Below are 23,147 nucleotides of genomic sequence, written 5' to 3'. Positions count from 1 at the left end.
GCGGGCGATCTGCTCACAGAGATCTGCGTCGCTACCTTCTAACGTCGTTGAGCAGTGAAGATCGAGCACAGCTTGCGTTGCTGTATCGACGAGTTTGTCACTTTGAGCGTCTGAACGCGATAATTCGTTCGCTGGCAGTAATGGCGGCTAGCACGATCTCGTTCATAGAACGTTGCATCGATCGCAGCGTGCTCAGAGAGATCGTGCAGCTGCGCCGACTGGCGCAGCAGCACTCGACAGACACTCATTTCGATCCGATCAAACGCCTTACACAGCGTAGATGGTGCGGGGAGATCGGCCGCTTCGAGGCCGATCTCCCCTGTTATTTGCGGCATTTCCTTCAGCAGATCGATCGTCATTCGATAGGAGATATCGAGGTAAATCCGGAGACAATGCAGCGAAACAAGGGCATAGTCGGCGAATCCGCCGCCACCGCTTGGGGCGGCGGATTCGCCTCGTTCACCCGTAACACTTTGAGCAATCGAGACACAACGCTCGGTGAAGCGGGAGATTTTCGTCATGGACACCGAAGTCTCCCCGCTTCAACTCCTTTGATTTACTGACCTTTCCCGACGCCGTCTAGTGATTCAACGCAGCCGTCCAAACACAACCAGAAGGTAGACGCACCTCGATTCGATCCGTTTAGACAGTTGCCCCGGATTGGCTTCTACTGAGATTAACGGGTCGATCGCAGCAACCCCGGCAGTTACAGCCGGTATCTTATTTCGGAACCCAAGTCCGACTGACCAGCGTGGCCCCCAGAAATAACTGACTACCACTTCCATCCGAATGAATACCTGGGCGAACCATCCGAATCCGGCGGAGATCGAGTTCACGATCGGCATGACCTACGTTCTCGAGCCAGTATCGAATTTCTTCACAGTCACCGATTTGTGATTTCTCGACAGCACTGTCGACAAATTCGTAGATCGGCCGACTGTTGACCACTTGGATCTTCTTCTCGTCTCTTCGGACCTCTAAGTAGGCGTCTGAGTGAGGATATGGAAACGCGTAGGGCTCTCGTTCCAGTCGACGATGGATTTTTCCAGGTCTGTCATTGGCACGGTCATGTTAAATGGCTTCTGACAACAATAGCAACGAGCTACTCCCGAATCTCGTCGATCGACTTGGCAACGTCCTCGGCCTGGATATCCGTATAGGCCTCGTGGGTCGTCTCGATGGACTTGTGTCGCAGCGCCGACTGCGCTAACTCCGAGTGTCCCTGTTCGTACAACTCAGCCCCCAGCGCCCGCCGTGCGCCGTGGGGTTGCAGGTAGTCGGTGTCGCCCTCGAGGTCGATCCTGGCCTCTTTCGTCAACTGTTTCATGAGCTGTCGACCGGCCTCTTTCGTAATCGATGGCGGCGCGACCTGCTTCTCCCGGAGGATCGAATCGATATCGCTGCCTGGTTCCGGACGCTCGCCTGTGACCGATTCGACGGCGTCATACTTGCTCGCAGCGTGCTCGGTCGGGAACACGGGCCAGTCGTCGACCGGTGGATCCTGAACGCGCTCGAGGCGAGTGAGTGCATCGTGAGCGGCGTCGGTGAGCCCGACGGGTTCGTACTCGCGGGAATTCCCGTAGACTTCCATGCGCCCGCGTTCGAGGTCGACGTCGCCCCACCGGAGGCCATCGCGTTCGTCGTCGTTTCTGTCGCGAAAGAGTTCGGCACCCCGAACGCCGAGTTCCGCGAGCAGGACGACGATCGTCCGGTCGCGGTAGGCGCGCTCCCGCGGGACCGAGATCGTCTCCTCGAGAGCCATCTCGACGCGCTCGGTGGCGTAGTTGACTAGGCGCCGTCGCTGGTCAGGTTCCCAGACCTGCGTTTCGCGGACGGGTTTGTCTTCGGGCAGGAAGTCCTCTGCGCGTTCGGTGTCCGCCGGGTTGGTGTCGAGCAGCTCGTCGCGAACGCAAAACGAAAGGAACGCCCGGACGTAGCGGAAGTACGTGTTCGCCGTCGAGCCGGCGATCTCGTTATCGATGTAGTGCTCGCGAAGCTCGAGGCCGTACTCGCGGAGGTCGTTTGAATCCAGATCGGCGACCGAATCGATTCCCTCGCGTTCGCAGAACGAGACGAATCCGTTCAGCGCCGGTCGCATACTCGCTCGACTCCCGCCGGAGTCGATTCCGTGTTTGAGGTAGCGAGAAACCGCTTCTTCGACGGTCGAACCCTTGGGGTCGTGTTCTCGAGAGCGTTTACTCATCGTTTTTCTGGGCAAATCCGTCAGCGAACCCCTCTTTGTATCCCTCTTTCCAGACCCGAGTTTCGTCGACTGGATCTGGTCCACTGTCGCTTTCGCCACACGCTGCGTCATCTTGATATCCGATGGCTGTGTCAGCCGGCGGCGTCGATTCAATAACCGCTATCTCGGGTTGATCCTCGCTACACCCTGTGTTCATCACCTCGTCAATGCATTTGAGAATCCAGGTTACCCGTCCAGCCTCGGGTCTTATTGAAATGATACTCTCGTCACTGTCGTACTCTACAATACCAGCTTCTTCCAACGTTGGGAGGTGTGCTTGTTCAAGAGCTACAGAGATTCCGTTCCTAAGTGAGTCAGACTTTTTAGGAGCCGCATCGTTAATTTCCATCATTCTGTCTACCAAATCCTCGAAGAATATTTTCTTTTCATTTGATAAAATCCGGATAACCAGTCTCCGTCGCCGATTGTTTATCAGATCTAGGTATGTATCTCGTGTGTGCCAATGATTATTGGGAACTGGCAGATGGGGGATGCATGAGATACTCTCCGAAAATTCGTCAATTGATGCGTCCTTATCGCCCGCATTCCCGGAATCCATGGTCCTCACTGTGGGGTACAGCGTCCACCCTAGTAAAACTACTTGGTTAAACTGTTATTTAATTAAGTAATGCGTGAATCGTCTCTACTATGTGTTTGTGGGTGTCTCGAGCCTTCTACTGTAGATATGTCTATCTATAAATCATATGTGGATATACGAAACTCGCGCCTCTATCACTAGAAACGAAACAGCCAGAATCTAAAGTCTGACGCGTTCTCGAGTGTTGAACGCGAAATGAATGATGGATACCTTTACCGGGCACTAACTGAAAGTGACAAGCATGATCGACCAGATTCGAGAGGTTGCTGGAGAAGATTGGGATATTGATGACTGGGAGGTAGAGCGTGTTAAAAATAGCCGAATCATTCTCCGTGATTCGGAGGAAGAACGCCGGTTGACCTTTTTCTTATACGAGAACGAAATCGAAGTAGAGCTAGCCACTGTGGCAGAAGATGGGGAGATTGGAAGCCCTATTGAAACGGAGCACTACCTCCGTCAAACGGCGATTCTGGAATAGGCTTCCCTGCGGGCATCAACTTCTACTCTAACCGATCCCGTTGCCGAAGTGCGTCCTCGAGCGTCAGTCCGTGCTGGTCGGCGAGGTCGCGTGCGAGATCGTGGGCTCGACAGGCACGATTTGGTTGTTCCTCGAGTCGACGGTAGTGGAAATCGACGAGCACCTCGACGACGAGCAAGTCCTCCTGTGGAGTTCTCGAGTGCATCGCCGTAGTTGGCCGCGGCTTCCGATAAAAAGTCTCGACTACTCGAAACCGCTCTCAATGGATAACAGTACGTCAACAGGCGGCCTATGAGTCGAAAGGTAAGGACCAGATTACTCGCGTCGGAACTTGACTGAGAACTTCGGATTGTCAGGCGCTCCGGATGCCGTTGTTATCCGTAAAACAAGGACGGAATCGCCGTCGTGGTAGTAGGGATCCTCGTCCTTGTGGGTGATCGACGTTTCAGCCTGAAGACGATCAGTCTTGCTCGACCGATACTCCCACCACACATTTTCTCCTTCTTTGAAGTGGTCTAGTTCTTCTTTCGGAAGGATGAACGCCCGGAGCTTTGTTCTGGAAGACCTCGCGATCGCCCGAATCACCCACGTCTCCTCTTTGCTGGGGTCTACATCGATATCCCAGTGAACGTAGCGTTCGTCTTCGTCAAGTGTGACTGTCTCGTCAATCTGGTATTGGGGCTGTCCCCCTCCTCCGTCGCCTTGTCCTGGCGGACTGTCTGGTTTCTGGCTCATCCGCATTTCGTGAAAGTCTCCCCGCGATATTTAAACTGCCGCTAGCGGAGTGAAAGTGAAAACGGCAGGTAGGGCTCTTCAACCTCCTGAACTAGTTGATTGCTACAAGACAAACCGACGGTGGTCGAAAGACTTCTTTTACGGTACCGGCACTATTCATCCTCGAGCAACTGCTCGAGTTCCCCGAACGCGCCGTCAGCGACCACGAAATGATCGAACTCGTCGGGCTGAACCGCCGATATCGTCTCATTGTGCAGCGTGACATAGAAATGCACCTCGTCGAGTGCGACGTCGGCCCCTGTGACAGGACAGATCGCCGTTCCGTCGAGGTTCGTCCCGCATCGGCAGACTGTCGAGACCGCCCAGTCGGGTCGGTTAGGTGGCGATGGCCCGCGGATGCGCTGGGTTCGGGATTCGGTTTCAGGCATACTCGAGTGTCGGGACTCGAAGTCAATAGTCGCGTCACTAGAACGCTTTCCGCGTTCCCAGGAACTGTGGTTCGAACTCGACACCGCAGTCGGCGTAGTAGATCGCCAGATTTGCCTCCAGGTCCGTCACGAGGTAGTGGTCGATCACGTCTCGAAGCGACGCGGCCCGATCGCCGTCGCCGACCGCGATGGCCTCGAGATACGCCGGCCCGAGTTCTTCGCCGAAGCGAGTATTCGTCACAGGAGCGCCGTTCCACTCGGTCACGGGTTCTTCGAAGTCGTAACTCGCCAAGCACTCCTCGAGTTTCGGCCACTTCTCGCCGGTTCGGTCACAGACGGCTTTTCGGTCGGCGAATACATCGATGTGCGGCTCGAGGGTGAGTTCGTCGACGGCGTTGTCGGCCCCCAGTCGATACAGCCGATCCTTCAAGAACCCGAAGTCGAAGTCCGAGCCGTTGTAGGAAACCAGCGCGTCGGCCCCGCAGTCATCGACGTAGCCGAGTGCGTCGGCGATAGTCTCGGCTTCGTCGTCGCCGGCCCGGTGGAACGGTTCGTAGACCAGCTCGTCGGCGTCGCGATCGTGTACAGCCACGCCGACCGAAACCGTTTCGCCCTCTGCGGCCTTCCAGTGCGTGGTTTCGATATCGAGCGTCGCAAGCGTTCCGTAGCCGTCATCGTCGCGGTCGTGTTGCATACACTACTTGTTGGTCAGTATGACTGTTTAAAGTATCGGCTACTCAATAAAAGTAGAATTACTATTTCCCGACTACTTCTGACGCTTTGAGTGCGTCGTTTAATCGGAACTCGTAGTGGCCGAGCATCTTTCGCATCACCTCTTCAGCCCGCATCTCACTCACAACACCTTTTGGATGCCAAGTGTCTTCCGTTGGGTCACTACGCCCCTGCAACTCCGAAATAGAAAGGTCTTCGTCGGATCCATATTCGAGGTAGTGGGTCACAAGATTGGCATACTCCCATGCTGCTCTCGGGTCTTCAAAGTTGATGAGTTCTTTGTGTGATCCGTACCCCGTCTCAAGCCCAGATTGGTATGAAACTAGGTATGCGTTCGTGTCTGATTCTGTAACGCCTACACGGGAATAGAGAACGCCGCCCTCATCTTCGATATACGCAGGTTCTACGAAGACTCCAATGTTTCCGTTTCTGTACCCATCCTCCACGTCTTCCCAGTTGTCATGTGGCGAAACCATATCTCTCGGCTGTTCGTCCCGCTGATATAAACCTACCTCCAGTGCCACACTATTTCAGAGGTCTACACCCACTCGCGAAAGATCACTTCTCAACGATTGATTTACCGTCTGTCGGCGACCTGTTTATGGTCTTACTCGAGACAGCTTGATGACGGCGAATGAGCGGGGATATCTCGAGCGGGACTGAACAGGAGTTACAGGACGCATCGATTAGTTCAAACACTACTGGCAGAAAGGCGAATACTTCGAGATGCCAGGACTGATTGAACGTGCCCGGTCGCTTGTGGCCGACCTCGAGTCGGTAGGTGGGTCCAGCGACGACGTCGAAAACGAGAGCGATCGAGAAGAATGTATTCGCGGGTTCACGACCTCTACCCGAGGGATGAAATCCGTGAGCGGGCGATTGATGACGCCGCCGCTGATTTAGAACAGTTTCGGGTCCCGGAAGACAAGGTGGAGATCCGCCATGCGATGTTGGAAGATGGCGTTTTGCACTACAAACTATCGAAAGTCACATGGGATCGTCCTGATGTGTGTTGTCTAGGCTCTGGTGAATCGCCAGAAAGCGTCGAGTTGATCCGTCAGAACTAGGGAGTTGAAGCGGGAAACGGCGGATAATTCATGTCCAAAATCTCCCGCTTCACCGGGAAGGCCGTGACGTTAGCTAAAAATGCTGTTGGTGGTCGAGGCGAATCCGCCGCCCCGCAAGGTGGCGGTAGATTCGCCGACTACGCCGTTGTTTCGCTGCATTGTCTCCGGATTTACTTGGAGAAATCCTACCGCGAAGCGCTTGATCTTCTGAGCGAGATACCTCAAATACTGTCGGAGATCGGCCTCCAGAAGGCCGATCTCCCTGATCACTCGACGTTAGTGAAGGCGTTTGATAGGATCAAGATGGCGGTCTGGCGAGTGCTGCTGCGCCTGTCGGCGCAGGTGCACGACCCATCTGGTCACGCTGCGATGGACGCGACGTTTTTCGACCGCGAAAACGCGAGCAAACACTACTGCCGCCGAACGAATTACCGCGTTCAGACGCTCAAAACAACCACTCTCGTCGATACAGCGTCACAAGCTATCCTCGACGTTCACTGCACAACCAAGAAACGTCACGACACGCAGATCGGCTGGCAACTCGCCCGCCGCAACGCGGCCGAGTTGCACAGCCTCGCCGCCGACAAGGGCTACGACTGGCAACGGTTACGTGATAAACTGCGAGAAGAGGACGTAAGACCGCTGATCAAACATCGAGAGTTCCGTCCCATCGATCACGCGCATAACGCGCGGATCGATGGAACTCTCTACGGCCAGAGAGCGCTGTCTGAGACCGTCTTCTCTGTAATCAAGCGCACGCTCGGCGACGCCGTGCGTGCGCGATCTTGGTATCGTGAGTTCCGTGAAATCGTCCTGATGTGTGTCGTCTACAACATCAAGCGTGCCGTCAACTAGCGAAATCAAGCGCCGTATGGCGATTCACCACGGCCGTTGTCTACAATATTAAGCGTGCTGTGAGCTAGGTAAATTCACCACAGTATGGCGATTCAACACGGCCCAGAGTCGTGGTTTGTTTTTATTCAACTGTCTTTTCCCCAGCGTGGTCGCAAACTGGCAAAAGTACCGTCCCAGGAATTGATTTCTTCCGGATCAGCGTATGAAATATTAATTGCTCTATATCCTTGCTTTGTCCTTCTAATATTGAACTGAACAGGATCCCCTTTTTTGGCCTTATCACTCGGGTATTCACTTATATGAAAGAATAGGTTCTCCGTATCATTAGAATCGATGTCATTAGTCTGGATTTCATCGTATGTGTCAATGAAACCATATCCATCTTTAGCACTGAAATGCACTACTTCCCCTGTAGCACCGCGCTTGACTAGTGCAGTTTTGGAGTTGGTATGTGAATGGGATTGTGACTCAGGCCCTGTGTGTGAACGCCTGTGCTTAATCAGCTCCTGTGATGATTCGAATGCGCTTCCACATTCCGAGCATCTATAATTCGGGGTAGTACCATTTCGTCCACCCTTTTTTATGCGGCTGTTTTTTTCCTTGCAGCCGTCAAGGTGCTTACTTAGTGCGCTCTCAGAAACATATTCGTTCGTACAATGCGGACACTGGTAGCGTGCATCCTCAGGACGCTCTTTACACTTAATTGAGTGAGACATCAAATTGTTTCTATACTCAAACGTCTCGGTACAGAACTCACACTCAAATATCCTGCCGGTGTCCGATGACGTATTATATTTTGGTTTGGTTTTTGTATCATTCTTATGACCTCTTGAGTTTCTATTAGGATCTGGTGTATCACCGCTATCGGAATTCGAAATATTGCTGTTATTGTGATTTAGGGTACCTCCATTACCACCATCTGATCTACCGCCACTGTCATCATCTGAGGTATCGTCGCTATCGACTGTAGAGGGACCTTCTGAGTTTTTTGTACACCCCGTTTCTTCCGCCTGAGGTTGCTCAGTCGAAGTGTTGGATATGCCTGGGGAATTGAGATTTGCTTTCGTGACTAACTTTCCAATAGTTTGTTTCCGTTCTGTATCTAATGATCCCCGCACCTCATTTAGAAGCCAGATAACTCTCTTAACAGTGTCTCCTGAAACAACCGCAGTGGGAGCTTCTTTAACATTATTGGTTACGATTCGAATATGTTTTTCGGCATCTTCATCGATCGGTACAAGTTGCTCAGTGAGAATACCCAGCATAACAAGGGCCGGAGGAATCGAACTTTCGGAAACCGTCTTCAGCACTTGTTGGAATGGCTTTCCTATCTGATATACTGTTTGCGTGGAACTGGATACAAGTCTTCCACTCTCTAGCCTAAATCCCATTACCTTAGTAAAATATGGTGACCCAGATATCATAAATTTGATGGCTCTGGTTCAGATTACTAACTGAAAATATATCATCCTATAACGGGCCCAATAGCACAACTCAACCGTGGTTGCACAGCATTTCTAATGTAGTGATACGCGTTAATTCGACATCTCCTCGGCTGGTGCTCACCAGTTCAGTGCTTGATTGGGCCGATCGGGCAGCATGGACGGCCCTCGCGGTGCGTCGAGCCGTCCCTGCAAATCGGCCACCGGAGATCGGTTCCACGGCTAAGGCCCGACCGAGCAAGCCTCCCTGCGAGTGGCAACACCGTCGCGTCGGCGGCTGACCGCCGCCGACAGCGACGACTTTGCTTGATCTTCGGGCAGAACTTCGGTCAATCACTATCAATCAGGATGAACTGCGGTTTCAGCCCGAGTGAGCAGGGACGCTTTGTGAGATACTGAGTATGCTGTTCGTTGCTGGATCGACAGCACTTTCCAGCCAATAGCGATGCTCGTCAAGTTCCATCAGCTGACGCGATGTCCGTTCTCGCTCCACAAATCCAAACCGATCCAGTAGCCACACCCACTGAGGCCGTCGATTTTTAGCATTGAGCACTACAAAATCTTACTGTCTCACTTTTCACGCTTTTCGAAACAGCTCCGTACAATCGTTATGCCTTCCTCGGAAAACGATTTTCTGGTGCCCTGATCTAACATAGCAGACACATTCCCACCTTCTAATATATTTAATAATTATATTAACTGTGGACGGAACACTTCCTTAACCCTTGTTGTCCCATTCCTGCAATATCAGTTCTACGATATCCTGAGTACAGTCACATTGGATGATATAACTGTCACACGGGCACTGTCTAGATGAGAGTTTGAGGAACAAGCAGGTGGTGGTAAGAAGTGCTCATGCAACTCGCCAACCTCCTCAGAGAGACCTTAGGCGTGGATTGTTGTGAGGTTTGGGAGAACGAGCGCACCCCGAACACCCTGGAGTGATCACTGCAACACCTGAATATCCGGAAGGAAGGTCTCAATCTAGTCAGCATCGAAACTAAGTCCTCGACTCAACCGGAGAAACGTCTCGGTGAGGAACTCGCGGAAGTGATCTTTATCCTCGAAGACGGTTGGTGAAATCTCACGTTTGACGTCTTTCCACAGCGGTTCGATCGCGTTCAATGTCGGCGAGTACGGCGGGATGAAGACGAACTCGATGCCGAGTTCGTCAGCCTGTTGTTGAGTGAGTTTTGCATGATGAGAGCCGTAGTTGTCGGCCACGAGCAGAATCCGCGGGGCCGGGTTCTGCTCGCGGATCTCTTCGAGTGCCTCGACGATCGTCTCCTTGACTAATGAGGGCTGCATCAGTTCGGGACGCACCGCATCTTCAGGGGCACAAAAAGAACTACCACTCACCGGAATTCGTGTGTCTCGTCAACGAAGCTGATATTGAGAGGGTGCTCGTTGAATCGTTCGACGTCACTCGGTATGTCTATGGTGAGGTGTCGAGTCTGCTCAATGACCTACCAGAAGCGGATTTCGTCCACTCTTAATCCGTTCATCCACACTATCCGTCCAGCCAGCACCTTTTTCCATCCGTTGGGCTTCGGACGTAGTATGACTTATCACTCCGTTGGACCTCGTCAGATAGCGCTGTTGGAGGCATGGGCCGATCACATACAGAGCGCGAACTCCGGGCCAGGGTTCGACCTCACCGATGAGAACCGGACGCACCGAACCCAGGGGCGTGCCGAATCTTTCCTCGGAGATCCAACTGAGAACCGATTTCGTGAACTTTGGTCATACGAGACGCTCGCCGACGCCGTCATCGGTGGCCCCGATATCGTACTGAACCAGTTTGAAGACGCTGAACACATCGCGGAAACAATCGAGGAGATCCGAACTGCGACAAACTACGACCCTACCTGGGAGTCGACATTTCCCGTTGACACCGCAGTCTGGGAGCTATACGGCCGCCTGCACCCCGAATCGGCACCCATTCTGTACAGTGAGTGCACTCGGGGCCTGAACGATCTGGGATTCTCGAACCCAGGATCGTACGCGGAAGCCGAAGAAACCTGGCAAGAATTCAACTGCACGTACGATGAGCACGTCGGCCACGCAACGCTTGGAACCGACCACGAGGTGTCTCACAACCATGAGATGAGTGAGTTCCTGGGGTTCATCGCGACGCAAGATGATGAAACGATCGAAGAAACGCTCCTGAATGACGAGTATCGACCGATCCGCGGCTGGCGTGAGGCATGGCCAGTCGCGTCTGATATCTCGCTCTCGGAGTACGAATCACACCTCAACGGCTACGCCAAGGCAAAGCAGGATGGAGGGCTTAAGTGGGATGGGGCAGACGATCTGTGGAACAAGGGCCACGTTGAGGTGTGGAAAGATGAGTATCGTAAACACGTCGAGACAGTCGTCAAACCGAAATACGACCTGACTGCCATCGATTCCGACGAGGTTGAGCCATTGCTTGATGATCTAACAGAGTCGATGTCGGCATCAAGTCCTGTCCCAGCTTACATGCTCGGTGGGCGTCAAGGGGGTATCCTCTGGAGTGGGTTCAAGAAGCGGTCACTGGAGGATCCTGAGGTGGCCGCTTCGGTGCTGTCGTACCTATTCAACGACGACGACCACGTCAATCTCCGGCTAGACCGGTTCGGCTCTTTCTACGGCGACTTGGACGACGGTGGTGGCCAGTTACTGAGTCTTGCGACAATTCTGCTAACTTTTGTGTACCCGCGCGAGTACGTTCTGTACCGGTGGGGACTAATGTCCACGTTCTTCGGAGACTTTGCGGACTACAATGTTCGTACTGGGTTCAATACCGATCAATACTGGAAGCTCAACGTCGCCTGTAAGCGCCACCTTCTCGCCGACCTTGATCGTCGCCTCGACAACCCTACGATGCTCGACGTTCACACAATCATGTACGTGTACGACAGAAAGTATGCCGACGGTAACTGAAGGAGAAGCGATCAGCCCTCCTCGAGTCATCAGGTCTCTGCTTCGCAACGACGCTTGACGAACTCCGTGACCATCGCCTTGAATTACTCAAGATGGTCTTCCCTTGTGAGAACGTCGAAGGGTGCTCTTGGTCCGTCACTGGCGTTCTATCAAGCGATTGGAACCGTTTTAGAAGTTCGTCGAACCAGCGGGATCCCAGAGTAGCGGAGATGCCTTGGGATTCTTATCACCCATATATCATTTGTGTGGGCGCCATCTTCACCCTCTGATCTGTGCCGTCTACAACATCACGTGTGCTGTGAGCTAAGCAAATCCAACACCGTATATCGATTCACCACGACCCGTCTAATTCATATTGCACACGGGGGGCGCTGGCTCGACACAATCGGTGAATTCACTTCGCACACGGCATGTGTGACCCCTCGAAATGACGGCTGCTGTCGCCCTACTCGTCGGGACTGACTGGGGCTTTGTATTTGGATTTAACCTTGTCACCCTCTCTCCACTGCCAGTAGTAGTAGCGGTTGTCGTTGATCTCCTTCACCGTGATCGTCGCCTTCGATGGGACAGCATCCGGAAGGTCGTCTGGTCGTTTTTCTGCCTCGTCTTGGTCTGCCTCCTCCTCGAGACGAGCCTCGCGTTCCTTGTGTTCGGCTAATTCTTCAGCGTACGTGGCAACGTCACGGAGGTGCTCCGGAGTGGACTCATTGAGCGTGTTGACTACCTCCGTTGGGAGATTCGCCGGTGGGAGCGGTGGCTCGTAAGACATTGGCTGTTCTCTTGTTAACCAACACGGAACGCGAACCCATAGTTTTGTTGGTTAAGACGGTGGTATCGGTAGGCCAACATTTGGGCGTGAGTACATCAAGGACGAATTCCAACGAATCGCCGACGGACTGTCGAGTCGGTTCACAGTCTACCTAATTGGTGGCGGGGAAATGTCGCTCCGCGATCTGAAGGCTGCAACAAGACATCGGTCTTGTCGTTATTGACGGCGAAGTGTATAGCAATCTATGGCCTGTTCTGATGGACCTCGGGTATTCGGAGGTGCAATCTTGGACCCAATGACTATCGGGCACTGGGGGCGACGAGCTGTGTCGAGAACGCCGATGGATGCCGACTCGAGATCTACAACCGGCAGGTGGCAAACAAACTCGTGCTGACTGAGGGGATGCGTAACCGGAGTGAACCGTTCCTCGTGACGGACCGATTGACGATCCAGCTGGTCAGTAACGAGGATACCTTCCTGTTTAAGTCGGTCGCAGGGCGCGACGACGACACCGAGGACATGAATATGCTCGTGCAGACTGGCTTCGACTACGACGTCGTCTGAGGTGAACTCGAGGCGCAGATCGACCGGCTCGGCGACGACCAGTTCGCAACCTTCGCGAACGAGGCGTTGGTTGATCTCGAGGAGCGGTACGGAGTGACAACACCGATCGAGGACCGTGTCTAGGAGCTGACGAGGCGGTACTACCGCGGGCTCGAAGTGGTTCAGGCGCTTGATGGCTCGATTACCGTCGACGAACTGGCCGCCGATCTTGGATTGGGCATCGATGTGGTTCGAGACAGGGTCGCGTATCTTGCGGAATTCGACCGGGTACGCCAAAATGGTGAAACAGTCAGTCCGATGGAGTAGCCCGGTCAACTAGCTGCTTTGGATTGTGTTCCTTCTCGACGTCAGTTCCCTGGTCCCACGTGTCGTCACCATCCGGCCCGATCCGTTGGTATCCACTTCCGCCACCCGGAAGTTTGGATGGGCGACCATAACTCATGATACGGAGCGTTCGGAGGAAGTCGATCCGTTGCGTCACGGTCATCTTTACTTTAACACCCGTGCTGCAGATCACCGAACCGACGCGGACCGCCGGGCTAGTGTGCGAAAGCGAGTCGTATACAACTGTCAAGTTAGCCGATGTCGTTGTTGACGATCGGGATGCCCGTGATCGCCCGGGGGCTTACGAAGACCGGTGGGTCCCGTCACTCTGACTGGATTCGAGGCTTCCTAGACGCGGCACAAGTTGCTGTGGAAGCTCTGATACGCCGCATTGCCACTCTTCTACTAGCCTATTTTGATACACTTTCAATATATAATACGTATAGGCTCGCTAGTACAATCCGGACCAAGATTCTGTTCTCTAGATGTTATCAAGACCGTCCTGTTGAATTTAGAAGGTGAGGCTCATTTTGAGGCAGCAGAGTTCAGTTGTACCACTCTGTTCGTAAATATGCAACCACACCGTGTGGTGTTCGCTACCAAATTCTGTGCGGCCGATATGACTTCCCAGAGCCCATTGCGGGAGAGTCTAAACAACGCTCACTGTAACCAGTTGTGGCAATGTGTATGTCGTCAAGGGACATACCCGGACTCGAGTGACCAACCAAAGGATGAATTCCAGACATGGCTGAACGGACCAATCGATACTGGAATAAGACGGTGATGACAGGAATATTATATCGCCAAAGGGTCGTTCTGTCCATCTAGATCCTGCGGACTTGCTACCGGCTCATACTCTAGCGGGGTGTCATCATCGGATGAATCAGCAACCAGAGACAAGAACATAGTTCGGAACGCATCCAGTTCCAGTTCAGCCAACTCGGAGGTCACCTCAGAAGTGACGACTTCTTGGAACGGTTCATCAGTCTGGCCAACCATCCAGTCATCCGAGTCAGTAGTAAGTAAATTAAAGAAGATCAGTGGAACCGGTCTTGGCTGGATTTCGGATTGGGCGAGGGCCGTTCGTAATTCCTCTTTGATGGCACTTGGGTTATCGTGTTCGAGTTCTTCCAGACACCCAGCAAGTGCAACACCTGCCGAGATAATTATCTCATAGGGATCAGCATCCCGTTCAAAGGACTCCCGCTTGTCCCAGATCACATCAAGCATATTGTGTGCTTGGATAAAATCTCCGTTATCAATCAACTTGAGGGCTTCACTATACGCATCTTCCAGTGGATCCCGAGACCCACTCAGTTTGGCTTTCCGGACTCTCAGATGTATTTTCATCTCATTCAGGAACGGCTTCATCGATTCATCCGCTTCTGCCTGCAGTTGCATCCCAATCCGGTCAATATTGTCTTCATTCATTTCATCGAAATATTCTAAGTGCACAACCTCAGAGAACTGCCGATCAAGATTCTCTTGGGCGAACTGGATTAGCGCAAGTGCTTGGTCGCATCGATCAATCGCCATCGAAGTATCCCCAGTGTTTTTCGCGATAGTGATGACAGTATTCAGTTTCTCAAAGACTGCTCTCAGATCTCCCTGAAGGAGATGAAAGATAATACTCCAGTCGTAACTGCCAACTGCGTCATCGAAGTTCTCCAGATTCGTATGTGCGACTCCAATATTGCTTTCAACTTCAGACAGGATAGTGGCGACTCTGGGGTCCCGGTCTCCTGATTCCAGCTCGCCATCAGTATAGTGATCAAAGATAGTCTCGCGGGCCTCTTCCAGCAGTGAAAGTGCAGTCTGATGCTTACCTTGCCGGCCAGGAATCAACGCCTTTGAAAGCAACAGCTGACTTCTGAGGTAAGGTGACTCATCTCCGATTAGTTCCAGCGCTTCATTGTACAGTTCTTTCGCTTCGCCGAAGTCCCCCTGATCACGCAATACGTCCGCCTTTGTGCCCAAAATGGCCGTTTTCAGTTCCGTGTCATCCAGCTCCAGTTCTGCGAATTCCGCCTGCGCTGCTTCAAGTGCATCAAGTGCGGCCTGTGGCTCTTGGCGGTGACGATGAATTGCCCCAATCTGTCTGCGAAGTCTGATCCGATTGGATTCAAATCCTTCGCCACTACTTTTGTCAAGCGCCTCTTCCAGTTGTAGTAGCGCAGTATCAAATTCCCCCTCTTGGGAGAACAGCCTCGCGAGACGTTCATGAACAGTCAACTGCCAGCCAATATTTTCGACTTCTTCAAACCGTTCCAGAGCCGTTTGATAATATTCTACAACTTCATCAACGGCCTCGAACTGTTCTGCTCGGTCAGCAATCACGTAACAAGCTCGTGCCTCCGCTTCAGGCTCATCACGAAGGTGGTGAAGTCGCCGCCCGTATCTCAAGAACTCTTTCACCCTAGGGTAGTCTTCCGAATCTTCTGGAAATATTTCTTGGTATACTTCATAGAGCGTATCCGTCGTTTGATCCGGGATGATTTCGGGCGCAGTTTCGGCAATACGCAGCAGCGATTGAATTGCATCAACCTGAACCGCTCGCTCGTCATCCAGCAGCTCTACAAGTGTGTCGACAGCCTGAGCAGCTGCATTAGGGTCAATACTGGCCAGGTCAGAAAAGGAAGCGACAGCCCAGCGGCGTACATCAGTATTCTCAGTAGTCAAAAGCTCTGCCAGCTGCGTTCCAATTCCGCCCGTATCAGCGGGCTCAGTCTCATCCGAAATGAATGTAGTGAGTTTGCCACGCTGATCATCGAACATGGAAACAACATGCTGCGTGATGGTCTCACCAACCGGCGTGAGTCGGTAATACGAATAGAGTCCGCCGTCATCGCTCCGTTCTCGTTTGTGGTTTTGCACCAGCCCCAGTTTGACCAGCTTGCGAAGGTGGTAGTGCAGGCCGTTCGAGGTCCGGTCAAGTGCCTGCTCCAGTTCCTTGGCACTTAGCTCTCGATCGGTGTAAAGCAGATAGACGATTCCGAACCGGTACTTGTTCGAGAGTGCCTCAAAGAAGTCCAGATAGTTCTGAAGTTCAAGAACATGATTCTCGTGGAACAGCGGTTCGAGAGGCGGAAATTCATCTGCCCGGACAAATTCGTTCTCAGATTCGTTCCCAGCCATTGTGGTACACCTGAATGTGTATTTTCACCGATCCAAGTTAACAGTTTCGAAGTTAACAGTCATTAACCCCGAACTGCGGATTGAAATATCGGTAGTTTATCAAACGAAGACTACCATCTGACGAATGATGGTTAAATATGATGGGCAGAAGTTGCGAGACTATCTTCTAGATGAATTGCCCGATCTGGACCATCCACTAGAAGAGGTTCTCGTGTTTGTGATGGGTCCTTACACAACAACCGACCTTACCTACTATTACGATGATATAGACGATGAAGACGAATTTCCTGACTCAGATTTTGGCGCGTTCTCAGAAGAGGATGACATGCACGAAGTGCTTGAACATGTCGTAGAAATTCTCCGCGAAGAGATCGGTGTTTCGGCGTTCATCGCGACTCAGGCAAATATTCCATACGATGATGACGATGAGTATGCTAATGAAAAACCGATAGTGAATATTCTTGCGCAATCCAAAGGGTATGCCACTGTTTCTGATATCGTGATCTTTGTCCTCCCCTTTGGTGGGATCAGGGACGGGGTAGATATCGAGATTGGGGCAATTCTCGAAGCGAATATTAATAAACCTGTGACAGATGCGTTTGAATTCAATTCTGAAAATGACGACAAAACAGATAGTATTGGCCACGATGGCGCTGATAAATTCTCTATATTGAAAGAGGAGGGCATACAAAGTGAAACGATCAAGTCGCTCCAAGAGCATTATGATGTATCACTTATATCGTTTGACTCCGAAATGAGGTTAGGTCTTCAGTTGCGGGTAATTGTAAGTAATCGAATCGATCAGTTGGAAGTCGACAATGATCCTGATGCAGAGATTAGGTAAGTCTGTCCACCAGAATGGAAAAAGTGCTCGCTCAGACAGAACTGGCATTTGGTCTGGTTCGATGGAATTGATGCATTACATGAGCGACAGTCCATCTCCGATTCGTGCTCTTCGATTTCTTTGCTTCCATACTTCACTTGCCTAGCATGGAGGTTGCGGTCTCGTTTTTTCTCAGGGGTGGGATCTATACCGGAAAGTGCCTCTCCAAGCGGACGACGTTCATCGCGATCGGGTTCTCTCGGATCTATCACCGTACTCTTCGTAGGCCGCGTTTTCCTACTTAAACTCGAGGCCAAGATCAAGCAACGAATTGCTGAGGCGGTTGTCCAGCTTTTACATCAAGTTACCCCACGCCGCCTTCTCATTTGACCTCGTGAGGTAGCTACTCCTGACCCTCGAGAACTTCGAACAAACAGTCACGATGTGCTCGAACCGTCGACGTTGACACGTTTGCACTGTCTGCAACCTCTTGCTGTGAGAGCCCGTAGCCGAACTCGTGGCTGGCTCGGTATAGACAGGTTGCAGCAAACCCTCGAGGACGACGTCCACTCGTAACCCCAGCATCTTCTGCGAGCGTTGCCAACCCGAGTGCTCGGTGCCGAATCTCATCTGGAACCTCGAGCGTGGCTGCGAGTCGCGGGAGGGCATTCTGTGGCCGTGGAATCGTTGTTGGAAGCTCGAGTTCGGTGTTCAATGCCGAGTACGTACACTCGAGGTCTGACTGTTCGCACGTCGCCAGTTGACTGATCTCCTCGAGGCACCGTCCGAGTCCATTGCACCGACACACTGCGTATACGCTCGCTGCTGCAACTCCCTCAAGTGACCGTCCCTGACAGAGGTCCGCTCCTTGGGCACGCCGAAAGAGCATACACGCCTGTTCACACAGCGTATCCGGTAACTCGAGAGCACTTATGAGTCGACGGACTTCACTCAGCGCTCTTGTGTAGCACATTGTTGATGGAGAGCCGTGCTGCGATTCTATGGTGAACTAACCGAAACTAGAATCCGGTCGCTGGGAGGTCAGACGGTCAGTTTCTGTTCCAGTTCCTTGATGGAGAACTGTATCAACAATCTCCTACAGAAGAGCGTCACTCAGTCCATGCGCTAGGTTTCGTTCGCGCTTCGAACGCCACTGACTGCGTCGATGCTCCCGCCGAAGGCGATTGAGTTGACTACGTTTTCGTCCGGGGAGTGTGTTCCCTCGCCCATCTTTCTGCCATCCGATCACAGTCGACAGCCCACGGTCGTGTCGGCCTGCTGTGAGCGGAGTACCAGTTCGGCGCCGGCTCGAGTTCTCAGGTGAGTCGAACCACTCCGGCCCGTAGTCGAGGTGGTCTTCATCAACGATCAAGCCACATTTTCGACAGTATGTTTCGTGTTTTCTGTGATGACCTCTCCCCTGCACTCAGGGCACGACGTCGTCGAGTAACCGTGAGTGGCTGTTACATCGACAGGCCCCGTAGACGCTTGCTACCGCTATCGCCTCGATTGATCGGCCTCGAAGCAGATCTTCGGTTTGAACGCTCCGGAACAGTTGACACGCCTGATCCCGAACCGAATCTGAGAGCTCGAGGATGCTCGCAATTCTTCGAACTTCGCCCAAGCCGTGTGCGAGGTTTCGCTCGGCTTTCGACTGGAAGCGACCACGAGTCTGTTCACGCCGCATCCGGGATAGCTGCTGGCGCTTTCGCCCGGAGAGTTCGTTCCCGTTCGCATCTTTCCACCGACCGATTTCCGTCGACAGCCCTCGGTCGTGACGTGCCGCAGTCAGTGGAGCGCCCGTCCGCTTTCGCTGGTCCTGATCGTGAGTTCTCCATTCAGGACCGTGGTCGATTCGTTGTTCGTCAATAACGAGTCCACAGTTCTCGCAGACTGTTTCGACCGAGTTGGTAGTGACCCGGCCATTGCACTCGGGACATGAGTTCGTGCTGGAGTTCGTCTGGATGTCCTCGTCGAAGCTTGTTTCGTAGATATCTCTCGTCGCCATGTTTTCTCACCAATTTTTGGAGATTCGCCGTTACGGCGAACCCCTCACCCATAGAGGGGAGAATAAAACTAATCCGTAAAAAACAGGATACCGTATTGATCGTTGAGCCAAAACAAAGTAAGGAGATACGGAACGGTACCAGTCTATCTTGTTTGCCACCCGTCGATAACCCAAAATTTCACAGCACCGAACGTTCCGACAGTCGCAATAGTCAGGAGATCTGCAATAAGTGCTATTAGTTCCCTAAGGTAGTAGCCACTGGTCTTGATCCCTCCCCAGATCTCTGCTCGGTGTTCGTAGACGAAGGTCCCTGCCGCGGTAACCCCTATCACTAGGACGGCCGACACTTCGGTCACCACCACGAGCAAGAAACGCACTACCTCTTCTATTGCGATAGTAGTGAACTGAGCCAAGTCTCCCAGCGTGGCGATCGCGATTTCAATTAAAACAATTATACCCGCGATCGTCAGGAGGGCTAAGAATTTGCCGTTCTGTCCGGCGAAATTCATGACTGTTTCAATCTGTCCACCGAGTGTCCCCCTCCGGGCCTCTTGGATAGATATTGGGCCAGTATCAGCCGCCGCCTCAGCTGCGCATCCACCTTTGTTCATCGTTGATCCAAATACACCAATAACCGCTAGTACTCCGCCAAGAATGGCTAATGTTAGCATTTAAGTTATATTGTTTCTATCACTATATATAAAATGATACTAACTGGAATATAGAACGAATCGTTAAACCATCTGGAAATGTGAATAATGACAATCAAACACTGATGCATGTATACGTACCTCCTACAAACACTATTCGAGAACACTGGAAAGAAACAGAAAAGCATCCCGAAGAGGACTTTCATTTCACCTCTGACCTAGAGATCTTCATCCGATTCATCGATAATAACCCCGAAATAGCGAACGAGAAAATCCCGGAGAAGTTAGGTCCAATATCAGATCTGCACCCGCTGATAGCAGCGATTGAAGCCTTACGCCAATGGAAGATCAACGATGGCTACTACGAACACGCACGAGCAGCAAAACATCTACTCAGCAAATCACTTCAACGAGGACTAGACGAAGACCACGATTCAATCATTGTCAGGTCACTACAGGAACTGGTGACTCTGCAAGCCAAACTGTCCCACGATAATTCGGAAGAACTCTCTACAGCCGTTGATTTCTTAGACGACAGATACTACGAAGAGGAGAAAGGCTCCAGAAGCGGATTCACAGAGACTATCGAACTCGTACTCCAGCACACGGATCCTGACAAACCATTTGACCGGGGCTTACTGCAACGTCTCTTCGGGATCTGTGTTGTGCGTGCGAACCGGTACCGACAGGAAGACGACGAACTCGGACAAAATGTATCTGATCAGAGTTCCTGCCGGGATTTTCTGGGACAGGCTATCAAAATCGGCAGGAAACTCGATATCGATGACGCTCGTCTCAAGAGAAGATATACGGATGAATACTGGCGGTACATCGAGACTCAAGGTGAGCGAGATTCCCTTTTGAAAGGCTCAATAATTGACGAAGCTCTGCGTGATCCCATTGTATCTGAGGCTCTATCGGACGATGAAAAAGTTGAGTGGAAGAACGAGATGCAGGACTCAATCCGGAAAGGGGGGCAGGAACTGAAACGCTCCGGGAAAAAGATCGAGAGGGCGGCTCCAGGAGTTCTGAAAAAGCAATCTGAAACCGTTCAAGACATTTTTAAGAACATCTCTGTCCACGACAACCCTACGAAGGCACTCCACTGGCTTGTAAACGAGGTCGAACTACTGCCTCCATACGGAGAACAAGATCCGGACCATCACTCGATTATCGATCATGTGAACCACCTACACCCGCAGCTTTCAGGTCATCTCACACAGGTTGGTCCCGACTCAGACATCACCCAGGCTTACGCTCAAGACTTGCTTCAATGTCACTTAGTAACGTCTGGGGCGGTTGTCAGGCTGATCGAGGAAGGATGGCTTCGTGAGCGACACTTTTTCCAGCTACTGAACATGGTGCCTGGTCTATCCGAACACACCATCTGGTATCTCACAGACGCAATCAATTATCTATTCGACAAAGAGTACGCCGCCTCCATCCACATTAGCATTCCACGGCTCGAATCATCTCTCTACGAACTCCTGAACGATCTCGGTGACGACGTCGTCCGACAGATGGATGGTGGCACCGGGACCAGAACACTTACACCCCTCATCTCACAGATTGACTCCTATACAATAGAGGAATTTCAGGAATATATCGAATACGCATACAACGAGAAGAAAGGTGAAACCGCTGGTGGCAACCTGAGAAATCGGACTGCACATGGACACCTGCGTATCGGCCAAGACCACCACATCAACGCTGTCATGCCGATAGTAGATATTCTCAGAATCGGTTATCACTTGAGACCGACCCCGTTCGTAGCAGCATTCGGTCATCCCTCGAAGTACCTCTACATCAACGGCGGTCAATCTTGGTGAGCTAACGGTGGAGACAGGAAGGTCAATTAGTATTATAATACAGACGATCAATATGATGGTATGGGAACAGCAACCCGGGGCCGATCCGGGGCATCCAACGCTGACTATGAAGATGCGAAACGTGATTTAGCTGATGCTGCGGGTGATAAAGATGCTGCCAAGGCCAGTGAAATCTATTTCAAGATGATTCTGGCTGCTCAACCAAACGGTGCAGCCAAAGTTCCAGCATATTTAGCGATCCGATATGGCTCTGAATTCATTATCAAAAGCCACCAAAACGGTGTTGAGTCCGCTACTAAGGAGGTCAGTTCCTCAGTGGCAAAGGAGGTCGTTGCAGCTGGTGCCTCTGAAGCCGTCGTTGAGCAAGCTTCAAAAGAGGCCGCCACTCGCGGCCTTGCACAGGGGTCTCAAGGTACAGACCGGGCCTTCTCAGGGTCCGCAGAACGAGCAATGGAAAGTGCGATGGGTGACATCATGACCGAAGGAGCTGATGCTCTTGAACGACACCGAGATTCAAAATAACATTGATGAGTTCGTAGAGGCGCATGGCGTTGAAGGATTCTTCCGAGTATATTTTCGGGAGTATCTGTTTCAACTGCTCAATGAGGAGATCGAGGCAGCTACAAATGATCCCGAGTCAGACTCCGCCCTCCAACTCCACTTCAGCCAGAACGTCAAGACTGATCAAGAGTTAGAAGAATTTGAGGAGCAACTACGAAACCAGTGTGCCAATCGGGCAGATGAACTGGTCGAAAAAATACAGGGCCAGCCGGGACTGGCTCCAATTTTCGAAGATGCTGATGTGGAGCTACTGGAGCACGAGGATGTAGAGGAAATGATTCGGAATACTATGCACGAGATGATTGTGGCGTGGGAGGACGAAGATCTTGAAGGGAACTAAGCGATTCCTGATTAAGTCCGGGACTGGATCTAGTCTTAGCGAAGCAGACTCGGACTACACGATTGTCGTCGACGATTATCGAACTGAGACTGAAACAAAGGGTGGTCGCCTAATTAAGTACAACAAGAAGGTTCTGAACGACCTGTTCGGACAGAGCCCTCCTCCAACAGTCACGGCGTTGGTTGAGCTTGCACTCGGTACGTACGCTGCTGACCGTTTAGTGAAGCGAGGGCCCACTGGTGCGAAGGATGACGGGGAGGAAATGCTGAAATCACGGCAGATACAGCTCTTGTACCCTGTTTTCGACGTGGAGAAATGGCACCCATTGGAGTCTGAATTGAATCACGCTATTAGCTTCATCTCACGTGATAATTTCCAGTATCGGTTCATTGACGCTATCGACGAGAATCAGTCTACTGATGGGAGCGATGGTGGGCATCGTGCTAAGCTATCTGAGGCTGATTCTGTCGCGCTCTTTTCTGGCGGATTGGATAGCTTGGGTGGCCAATTTCACCTCATCGATGAAGGACACAACCCACATTTTGTCATACCCTGTTGCACGTTCAATCTTAGTTCGCCAGAGGGGAGCAGATTCCTGTCAGACTCCACCCTTCTCGGCTGAACTGGTTCAATGAGGGACGG

At 52.1% G+C, this 23,147-nt stretch carries 20 protein-coding genes and 5 pseudogenes; 9 read left to right on the top strand and 16 right to left on the bottom strand.

What is annotated here, in order from left to right; genetic code table 11:
- The 3 genes and pseudogenes from GRS80_RS15260 to GRS80_RS15250 all read right to left on the bottom strand — a co-directional run.
- Positions 1-521, bottom strand: a pseudogene (locus tag GRS80_RS15260) (IS5/IS1182 family transposase); the annotation flags it as partial.
- A gap of 581 nt (positions 522-1,102) precedes the next feature.
- Complete coding sequence (locus GRS80_RS15255) at positions 1,103-2,203, bottom strand: site-specific integrase (protein WP_160048311.1); 1,101 nt, start codon at positions 2,201-2,203, stop codon at positions 1,103-1,105.
- Positions 2,196-2,810, bottom strand: a complete 615-nt coding sequence (locus GRS80_RS15250; RefSeq protein ID WP_160048310.1) for a hypothetical protein — start codon at positions 2,808-2,810, stop codon at positions 2,196-2,198. Before GRS80_RS15250 ends, GRS80_RS15255 begins: the two co-directional genes overlap by 8 nt.
- Positions 2,811-3,081: 271 nt before the next feature.
- Between GRS80_RS15250 and GRS80_RS15245 the strand changes: the two genes are divergently transcribed.
- Positions 3,082-3,318, top strand: coding sequence for a hypothetical protein (locus GRS80_RS15245; protein WP_160048309.1), 237 nt, complete (start codon positions 3,082-3,084; stop codon positions 3,316-3,318).
- A 22-nt stretch (positions 3,319-3,340) separates the two neighbouring features.
- Here the strand turns inward: GRS80_RS15245 and GRS80_RS15240 are convergent, their stop codons facing one another.
- From GRS80_RS15240 to GRS80_RS15220, 5 genes are all read right to left on the bottom strand, one after another.
- Positions 3,341-3,523 (bottom strand): hypothetical protein, encoded by a 183-nt coding sequence (locus tag GRS80_RS15240; RefSeq protein ID WP_160048308.1) that lies wholly within the window; start codon positions 3,521-3,523, stop codon positions 3,341-3,343.
- Between the two features lie 110 nt (positions 3,524-3,633).
- Complete coding sequence (locus GRS80_RS15235) at positions 3,634-4,053, bottom strand: hypothetical protein (protein WP_160048307.1); 420 nt, start codon at positions 4,051-4,053, stop codon at positions 3,634-3,636.
- Between the two features lie 152 nt (positions 4,054-4,205).
- Positions 4,206-4,481, bottom strand: coding sequence for a hypothetical protein (locus GRS80_RS15230; RefSeq protein WP_160048306.1), 276 nt, complete (start codon positions 4,479-4,481; stop codon positions 4,206-4,208).
- 37 nt (positions 4,482-4,518) lie between these two features.
- On the bottom strand, positions 4,519-5,175 hold the full coding sequence (locus GRS80_RS15225) for a ribonuclease H-like domain-containing protein (protein WP_160048305.1): 657 nt from the start codon (positions 5,173-5,175) through the stop codon (positions 4,519-4,521).
- 61 nt (positions 5,176-5,236) lie between these two features.
- Complete coding sequence (locus GRS80_RS15220) at positions 5,237-5,689, bottom strand: hypothetical protein (protein WP_160048304.1); 453 nt, start codon at positions 5,687-5,689, stop codon at positions 5,237-5,239.
- Positions 5,690-6,310: 621 nt separating this feature from the next.
- On the opposite strand from GRS80_RS15220, the gene GRS80_RS15215 reads away from it, so the two are divergent.
- On the top strand, positions 6,311-7,135 hold the full coding sequence (locus GRS80_RS15215; RefSeq protein WP_160048303.1) for an IS5 family transposase: 825 nt from the start codon (positions 6,311-6,313) through the stop codon (positions 7,133-7,135).
- 125 nt (positions 7,136-7,260) lie between these two features.
- Here GRS80_RS15215 and GRS80_RS15210 read toward each other — a convergent pair whose 3' ends face one another.
- Positions 7,261-8,400, bottom strand: coding sequence for a C2H2-type zinc finger protein (locus GRS80_RS15210; protein ID WP_160048302.1), 1,140 nt, complete (start codon positions 8,398-8,400; stop codon positions 7,261-7,263).
- 1,032 nt (positions 8,401-9,432) lie between these two features.
- On the opposite strand from GRS80_RS15210, the pseudogene GRS80_RS15205 reads away from it, so the two are divergent.
- Positions 9,433-9,507: pseudogene (locus tag GRS80_RS15205) on the top strand (IS6 family transposase); the annotation flags it as partial.
- Positions 9,508-9,561: 54 nt separating this feature from the next.
- Here the strand turns inward: GRS80_RS15205 and GRS80_RS15200 are convergent.
- Positions 9,562-9,885: a transposase gene (locus GRS80_RS15200; protein ID WP_160048301.1), complete on the bottom strand. Its 324-nt coding sequence runs from the start codon at positions 9,883-9,885 to the stop codon at positions 9,562-9,564.
- A 252-nt stretch (positions 9,886-10,137) separates the two neighbouring features.
- On the opposite strand from GRS80_RS15200, the gene GRS80_RS15195 reads away from it, so the two are divergent.
- Entirely contained in the window at positions 10,138-11,502 is a 1,365-nt protein-coding gene (locus tag GRS80_RS15195) for a hypothetical protein (protein ID WP_160048300.1), read from the top strand.
- A 445-nt stretch (positions 11,503-11,947) separates the two neighbouring features.
- Here GRS80_RS15195 and GRS80_RS15190 read toward each other — a convergent pair whose 3' ends face one another.
- Positions 11,948-12,271 (bottom strand): hypothetical protein, encoded by a 324-nt coding sequence (locus GRS80_RS15190; protein WP_160048299.1) that lies wholly within the window; start codon positions 12,269-12,271, stop codon positions 11,948-11,950.
- A 64-nt stretch (positions 12,272-12,335) separates the two neighbouring features.
- Between GRS80_RS15190 and GRS80_RS21140 the strand changes: the two are divergent.
- Positions 12,336-13,141 (top strand): annotated as a pseudogene (locus GRS80_RS21140) (hypothetical protein).
- An 813-nt stretch (positions 13,142-13,954) separates the two neighbouring features.
- Here GRS80_RS21140 and GRS80_RS15180 read toward each other — a convergent pair.
- Positions 13,955-16,294 carry a tetratricopeptide repeat protein gene (locus tag GRS80_RS15180; protein ID WP_160048298.1) on the bottom strand — a complete coding sequence of 780 codons (2,340 nt, stop codon included), beginning with the start codon at positions 16,292-16,294 and terminating at the stop codon, positions 13,955-13,957.
- A gap of 124 nt (positions 16,295-16,418) precedes the next feature.
- Here GRS80_RS15180 and GRS80_RS15175 point away from each other — a divergent pair, with 124 nt between their 5' ends.
- Positions 16,419-17,138, top strand: coding sequence for a hypothetical protein (locus tag GRS80_RS15175; protein WP_160048297.1), 720 nt, complete (start codon positions 16,419-16,421; stop codon positions 17,136-17,138).
- Positions 17,139-17,520: 382 nt separating this feature from the next.
- On the opposite strand, the gene GRS80_RS15170 is transcribed toward GRS80_RS15175, so the two are convergent.
- The 4 genes and pseudogenes from GRS80_RS15170 to GRS80_RS15160 all read right to left on the bottom strand — a co-directional run bounded on the left by GRS80_RS15170 (position 17,521) and on the right by GRS80_RS15160 (position 19,796).
- Positions 17,521-18,090 (bottom strand): transcription initiation factor IIB family protein, encoded by a 570-nt coding sequence (locus tag GRS80_RS15170; protein WP_235019766.1) that lies wholly within the window; start codon positions 18,088-18,090, stop codon positions 17,521-17,523.
- A gap of 135 nt (positions 18,091-18,225) precedes the next feature.
- Positions 18,226-18,513: pseudogene (locus tag GRS80_RS20840) on the bottom strand (transcription initiation factor IIB family protein); the annotation flags it as partial.
- Between the two features lie 39 nt (positions 18,514-18,552).
- Positions 18,553-19,125 (bottom strand): annotated as a pseudogene (locus GRS80_RS15165) (transcription initiation factor IIB family protein); the annotation flags it as partial.
- A gap of 143 nt (positions 19,126-19,268) precedes the next feature.
- Positions 19,269-19,796 (bottom strand): hypothetical protein, encoded by a 528-nt coding sequence (locus GRS80_RS15160; protein ID WP_160048296.1) that lies wholly within the window; start codon positions 19,794-19,796, stop codon positions 19,269-19,271.
- 80 nt (positions 19,797-19,876) lie between these two features.
- Here GRS80_RS15160 and GRS80_RS15155 point away from each other — a divergent pair, with 80 nt between their 5' ends.
- Genes GRS80_RS15155 through GRS80_RS15145 form a run of 3 tightly spaced genes read left to right on the top strand, consistent with a single transcriptional unit; the run spans position 19,877 to position 22,505 of the window.
- Entirely contained in the window at positions 19,877-21,604 is a 1,728-nt protein-coding gene (locus GRS80_RS15155) for a hypothetical protein (protein WP_200840403.1), read from the top strand.
- 60 nt (positions 21,605-21,664) lie between these two features.
- Positions 21,665-22,126, top strand: coding sequence for a hypothetical protein (locus GRS80_RS15150; protein ID WP_160048295.1), 462 nt, complete (start codon positions 21,665-21,667; stop codon positions 22,124-22,126).
- Positions 22,095-22,505 (top strand): hypothetical protein, encoded by a 411-nt coding sequence (locus tag GRS80_RS15145; RefSeq protein ID WP_160048294.1) that lies wholly within the window; start codon positions 22,095-22,097, stop codon positions 22,503-22,505. Before GRS80_RS15150 ends, GRS80_RS15145 begins: the two co-directional genes overlap by 32 nt.
- Positions 22,506-23,147 lie beyond the last annotated feature (642 nt).

This window comes from Natrialba sp. INN-245 (genome assembly GCF_009807105.1).
GTDB classification, from domain to species: domain Archaea; phylum Halobacteriota; class Halobacteria; order Halobacteriales; family Natrialbaceae; genus Natrarchaeobius; species Natrarchaeobius swarupiae.
Note: the sequence above shows the minus strand (reverse complement) of the source record. Positions and strands in the feature narration are given on the sequence as shown.

Coding starts and splice junctions, on each gene's coding strand:
- GRS80_RS15240 (WP_160048308.1), bottom strand. CDS start 3,523: ATGCACTCGAGAACTCCACAGGAGGACTTGCTCGTCGTCGAGGTGCTC.
- GRS80_RS15200 (WP_160048301.1), bottom strand. CDS start 9,885: ATGCAGCCCTCATTAGTCAAGGAGACGATCGTCGAGGCACTCGAAGAG.
- GRS80_RS15245 (WP_160048309.1), top strand. CDS start 3,082: ATGATCGACCAGATTCGAGAGGTTGCTGGAGAAGATTGGGATATTGAT.
- GRS80_RS15195 (WP_160048300.1), top strand. CDS start 10,138: ATGACTTATCACTCCGTTGGACCTCGTCAGATAGCGCTGTTGGAGGCA.
- GRS80_RS15210 (WP_160048302.1), bottom strand. CDS start 8,400: ATGCTGGGTATTCTCACTGAGCAACTTGTACCGATCGATGAAGATGCC.
- GRS80_RS15150 (WP_160048295.1), top strand. CDS start 21,665: ATGGGAACAGCAACCCGGGGCCGATCCGGGGCATCCAACGCTGACTAT.
- GRS80_RS15215 (WP_160048303.1), top strand. CDS start 6,311: ATGTCCAAAATCTCCCGCTTCACCGGGAAGGCCGTGACGTTAGCTAAA.
- GRS80_RS15180 (WP_160048298.1), bottom strand. CDS start 16,294: ATGGCTGGGAACGAATCTGAGAACGAATTTGTCCGGGCAGATGAATTT.
- GRS80_RS15255 (WP_160048311.1), bottom strand. CDS start 2,203: ATGAGTAAACGCTCTCGAGAACACGACCCCAAGGGTTCGACCGTCGAA.
- GRS80_RS15230 (WP_160048306.1), bottom strand. CDS start 4,481: ATGCCTGAAACCGAATCCCGAACCCAGCGCATCCGCGGGCCATCGCCA.
- GRS80_RS15190 (WP_160048299.1), bottom strand. CDS start 12,271: ATGTCTTACGAGCCACCGCTCCCACCGGCGAATCTCCCAACGGAGGTA.
- GRS80_RS15175 (WP_160048297.1), top strand. CDS start 16,419: ATGATGGTTAAATATGATGGGCAGAAGTTGCGAGACTATCTTCTAGAT.
- GRS80_RS15170 (WP_235019766.1), bottom strand. CDS start 18,090: ATGTGCTACACAAGAGCGCTGAGTGAAGTCCGTCGACTCATAAGTGCT.
- GRS80_RS15160 (WP_160048296.1), bottom strand. CDS start 19,796: ATGCTAACATTAGCCATTCTTGGCGGAGTACTAGCGGTTATTGGTGTA.
- GRS80_RS15225 (WP_160048305.1), bottom strand. CDS start 5,175: ATGCAACACGACCGCGACGATGACGGCTACGGAACGCTTGCGACGCTC.
- GRS80_RS15145 (WP_160048294.1), top strand. CDS start 22,095: ATGCTCTTGAACGACACCGAGATTCAAAATAACATTGATGAGTTCGTA.
- GRS80_RS15220 (WP_160048304.1), bottom strand. CDS start 5,689: ATGGTTTCGCCACATGACAACTGGGAAGACGTGGAGGATGGGTACAGA.
- GRS80_RS15235 (WP_160048307.1), bottom strand. CDS start 4,053: ATGAGCCAGAAACCAGACAGTCCGCCAGGACAAGGCGACGGAGGAGGG.